The sequence below is a fragment of the Microbulbifer hainanensis genome (assembly GCF_014904735.1).
GTDB classification, from domain to species: domain Bacteria; phylum Pseudomonadota; class Gammaproteobacteria; order Pseudomonadales; family Cellvibrionaceae; genus Microbulbifer; species Microbulbifer hainanensis.
The window spans coordinates 1-528 of sequence record NZ_JACZCR010000106.1 but is presented as its reverse complement, the minus strand read 5'-3'; the positions used below and the strand labels follow the sequence as shown (position 1 = coordinate 528).

Below are 528 nucleotides of genomic sequence, written 5' to 3'. Positions count from 1 at the left end.
GGTAAAACAATCGTGCGGCGTCGGCCGGCAGAGGCATCTGGAGCCCCTCGGCCTGAATTGTTTCGATAACTGTTGATGGGCTTACAAAGCCGAGCTGGATGACCAGTTCGGCAGCGGTCGTATTGAGGCCGCGAACCTGATGTTCTTCCAACACGCGCCGCACCCAATCCGCGCGATGAACACTTAAGTGTTGTGTTCTTTGGAGGGAATTGAGGAATTGGTCGGTGACAGATTCCGTGTCCGGGCTTTGCCGCGATACAAGCGGGGTGGGCACCGAAGCTGGCTCTCTACGTTCCGCGCGCTTGTTTCGCTTTTTGAAGCGCGTACCGGAACGTTTCAGCCCATCAATGACGCTTTTAAGACCTATGCGCCGCGGCGGGGCGAGATCAGGCAGAAGATCATCGGTCATTTTGTGGCCTCGGGAGTGTCTTGGTTCATCGCCACGCCATAGCCAACGGTCGCGTAGAAAGCGGTTGTCCCGTTGCGATCGAGGGTAAGGGTGTCCTCCGTCACCTTCGCTCGGTAGGT

At 57.4% G+C, this 528-nt stretch carries 1 protein-coding gene; it reads right to left on the bottom strand.

Annotated elements, in window-relative coordinates:
• Positions 1-409: hypothetical protein (locus tag IG168_RS20515; RefSeq protein ID WP_193166468.1), on the bottom strand; the 409-nt coding region annotated here is incomplete at its 3' end.
• Positions 410-528: the final 119 nt, after the last annotated feature.